This is a genomic window from Microvirga sp. P4_G7 (genome assembly GCF_056401005.1).
Map to the genome: position 1 here is coordinate 1 of NZ_JBFUKD010000420.1, position 3,344 is coordinate 3,344.

The following is a 3,344-nucleotide window of genomic DNA, read 5'->3' on the forward strand; positions in this document are numbered from 1 at the left end:
CTGATCGCCAATATCTCTGAGCAAACAAATGGCCGCCAAGCTGTTCTTGGTGGCCATTTGTGCGTTTCTCACGAGCGTTTGCTTCTTACGTGATGGYCGCTTCCTTGCGAGCTACGGGTGATCCCTAAAAATTGCGCTCACTGGCCCTAACGGCCTGTTGTTAATGGCATGATATAATGATACTTATGTTTTGGTATAACAGAACGTTGACCTGAATTTTATATTGAATGAGGGGGTTAATATGACAGGCAGTCCTTGGGCTCTACACGTAACACCAGCAACCGGTTTCACGCAGGGTAATCTTCAAGAGGTGAGATTTCCGGAGAACCTGCTTCCTGGAACTCTCCTCGGGTGGCTAACTAATTTCAAGCCCGGTGAAAATGTCCCTGGCCTCACATTCGCGCCGACGGTTGGCTCGGAGGGAGATGACGGCGGAAACTACGAGATCGTATACAACACCGCTGCTGCTCGATGGGAAATCATTGCTCTCGTCGCGATGGATTTCGAAAATTTGATGACGACCGGAGGGATCAATTTCACCAGCTCCGGGTCGATCCTCGGTTATGACTATCAAGCTTACATCACCCTTGAGGTCGAGGACGCAAACGACAATCCGAGAGACGTGACGCTGTTGCGGGCCGATGGTTCGGTGGGCGCAATCACAATCAGTGAGAACACGCAAAACGGGACATCTATCGGGCAGCTCACCGCATTCGACGATGATGAGTATGCCGAGTTCAGCAACAACGGGACCCTTGTCTATCAGATCGTCGACGTGACGACCGGCGCAGTAATCACCAATGGGCCGTTCGAGATCATACGGACCGGATTCGGGACCGAGGGTGATGCGGTCTACAGCCTGAGCGTTCGCGATTCGAGCCAATTGGCCGTGCTGCAGGATGGCTCGCGTGCGATTCGGGTCAAAGTGAGCGATCCGGAAGGCGGAGTTTCGTACAAAAATTTCACGATCGGCATAACCGACGTTCCCGTCGTCAACAACGCCCCCACTATCTCCGGAACGTCAGGCACGCCGATTTCCGCGCAGGCCAACGGCACCGTAGCGATGAATCCGTTTGCCGCTGTGACGGTTAGTGACGGCGATACGACGACGCCGGCCGAGCAGATGACGCTCAAGATCTCATTCGCAAGCGGAACCGGTTCTCTCAACCAGACTTTGACGAGCGACAATGGCGTCACCAAAGTCTACACCTTCACCGCTATGGACGAGGGGACCCTCAACACGCTCCTGGRCAATCTCAGCTTCAGCCCCACCGATCGCACGACTGGCGGAACGACGCGGACGGACTTCCTGATTGAGCTGACGGACGCGTCCCACACCAGTACTCCCACGACGGCTCATGTTCTCGTCGACGCCGTGCTCCCGACGGTATCCTTTGGCGCTGCATCGGTCTCCGTCACGCAGACGGAGACTGGCTCCACGAACCGGACGATGACCTTCACGGTCAAGCGGGACTCGACCGTCGGTACGTCCAAGGTTCATTGGGCAGTTTCCGGTACGGGAACGCACGCCGCCACTGCAGATGACTTCGCCGGTGGGAGTTTCCCCTCCGGTGACGTGACCTTCGCGGCTAATAGCGACACCGCGACCATCACTTTCGACATCTTGAGTGATGCGGTCGATGAATTCGATGAGACATTCCTCGTCACGCTTTCGCCGCTGCTGGCCACCGACAACGGCTACATTGCTCCGACGGGCAACAATTCGGCGACGGGGACGATCGACGATACGGCCCCCACGGTTACGCTGGCAGGATCGGGCACATTCGCAGCGACGAACCAGGGTCCGGTGAGCGCCTTCGGCGGCCTGACGATCAACGATTCGGAAGCCTCCGATCAGATCACGCTGAAAATCCAGTTTACCGGCAGCCATGGTGCGCTGGTCGCGGCGGTCGGAAGTGGCATCACGATCCCGACCGCCGATACGACGACGTCGCCGGGAAACAAGATCTACACCTTCACGGGAACGAAGACCGAGCTGACGGCGCTCCTCGATAATGTGCAATTCGACCCGCTAGACCGCATTGCCGGCGGGGCCGTCCAGACCACGACGTTCTCGATCGGCGTGTCAGACATGGCAAACCCGACGCAAACAGTCACGACTCCGATCACCGTCTCTTCGACTCCTCCAGCGAACGCCGCYCCGACCAACCCGGCGACGACGGCGAACGTGAACGAGGGGACGGCGGGTTCGACCACAGTCGTAACTTTGGACGACAGGGACGACGACAACCAGAYGATCACATACACGTTCGCGACTGCATTTGCAGGCTCGAACGGCTTGATCAGTGCGGAYCAGAAGTTCAAGATTGTGGGGAACACGATCCAGACGAACGGGGCGCTGGCGAACGTGACGGCGGACACGCCGATCACCTACTCGGTCGTCGCCAACGACGGCTCGGGTGCGACGAACAATACGGCGATCGGCGACGTGACGATCACGGTCAAGAACGTGAACACGGTCCCCAGCAACGTGCATTTCACAACGGGTGGTACGGCAGCTTCGATCGTCGAGAACTTGGGTGCCGGCACATCCGTGGGCACGGTGACGGCGAGCGATGACGGCGCTCCTGCTAATCTTCGCTACTCGATCGCGAACAACGACAACTTCACGATCGACGAGATCACGGGCGAGATCAAGGTGAAGGCCGGCGCCGATCTGAACTACGAGACAGTTCCGATCCACACGGTCACGGTGACCGTGACGGATCTCGTCGGCGCGGGCCTGTCGACGTCGCAGGCGCTCACGATCAATCTGACCGACCGCAATGAGGCTGCATCGTCGATCAATTTCACTGACTCGCAGACAATCAGGGTCGGCACGACGGGCATCAATGCAAACGTCGTTCTGGCGACGGCGGTCGATCCTGACACGTTGCCCGCCAATCAGATCAATCAGTATCGGTTCGAAAACGGAACGGCGATCGATCCATCCGGGTTGTTCGAGATCAGCGCGACAAGCGGCCAGATCCGCACCACCAGGGCTGTAACGGCCGCCGATATTGGGGAGAAGACGCTCAATGTCGTCGCCTATGATGGGACGCTGGCGTCCGCACCGAGGCCTGTGACGTTCAGTGTTCTGGCGGCGGATGCACCGACGCCGACGCTGTCCATCGCTGCGACCGATGCGATCAAGGCTGAAGGCACCGGAGGCATGACCGCCTTCACCTTCACGGTGACGCGTGCGGATCCGGCAGGTCTTGCAACCGTCGACTGGACATTGGCCGGTGCTGGAGGGAGCCCCGCCGATACGAGTGACTTCCAGGCCACGAGCGGCAGGGTGGCCTTCGCGGCCAACGAAACCACCAGGACCATTACCGTCAATG

At 58.7% G+C, this 3,344-nt stretch carries 1 protein-coding gene; it reads left to right on the plus strand.

Features of this window, described 5'->3' with window-relative positions; genetic code table 11:
• Positions 1-241 precede the first annotated feature (241 nt).
• The coding region (locus tag AC1DT3_RS15655) for a beta strand repeat-containing protein (protein WP_477466170.1) at positions 242-3,344 on the plus strand (3,103 nt) is incomplete at its 3' end.